Here is a 917-nt window from a genome sequence, read left to right on the forward strand (position 1 = left end):
ATCATTCCCCACATCATCCAGCGTTATCACGATCGTCACCGCGAGCAGTTACCGGAATTGATCCTGATGGCTGAAAAAGTGGAGCGCGTTCACCATGAAAAATCGGCGTGCCCGCGCGGACTGTCCGCGCAGTTAACCTTGATCCTTGACGATCTGTCGCAGCACATGATGAAAGAAGAGCGCATTCTGTTCCCGATGATTCAGGCGGGTATGGGCGCACAAGCCTCTGGCCCAATCTCGGTGATGGAACATGAGCATGATGACGCGGGACAACAGTTGGAAGTGGTGAAAAACCTGACCAACAACGTGACTCCGCCGGAAAACGCCTGCAACACCTGGCGCGCGCTGTACGCCGGTATCAACGTGTTTATCAGCGACCTGATGGAACATATCCATCTGGAGAACAACATCCTGTTCCCCCGGGCGCTGCGCGGCGAATAACGCAGAATCGCGGTATTACACTGTGCGGTCGGGTAATAGGCTGCACAGCGTTCCCTGCGTCATTGTCTTTGTTGCCAGCGTTACACTCTCCGGCGTTGATCAACGCCGGGTGAAGCCGTCGGCGATATCATGTCGCACCTGGCAGTGAATCCGCCCGTTTGAACTGTCTTGATCAGCATTTGCAGGGAGCATCATTCAATGCCCCCTGCGCCTGCATTAGAGGATTTCCAGCAGCTCGACTTCGAAAATCAGCGCGCTGAACGGCGGAATGGATGCACCAGCACCACGTTCGCCATAGGCCAGATCGTGCGGAATATAGAGTTCCCATTTGGAACCGACCGGCATCAGCGTCAGCGCTTCAATCCAGCCAGGAATAACACCGCTTACTGGAAACTCTGCCGGCTGCCCGCGCTGCACGGAGCTGTCGAACACGCTGCCATCGATCAGGCGGCCGGTGTAGTGCACACGCACCCGAT

Annotated in this window: 1 protein-coding gene and 1 pseudogene; one reads left to right on the forward strand and one right to left on the reverse strand. The window is 56.3% G+C overall.

The genetic code is table 11. From position 1 onward, the window contains the following. Window positions 1–441, forward strand: a 441-nt coding sequence (ytfE, locus tag J5224_RS30685) for an iron-sulfur cluster repair protein YtfE (RefSeq protein ID WP_264628807.1), incomplete at its 5' end; no start/stop codon positions are given. A 216-nt stretch (window positions 442–657) separates the two neighbouring features. Here the strand turns inward: ytfE and fklB are convergent. Further along, window positions 658–917 (reverse strand): annotated as a pseudogene (gene fklB, locus J5224_RS30690) (FKBP-type peptidyl-prolyl cis-trans isomerase); the annotation flags it as partial.

This window comes from Candidatus Symbiopectobacterium sp. NZEC135, from assembly GCF_025962695.1.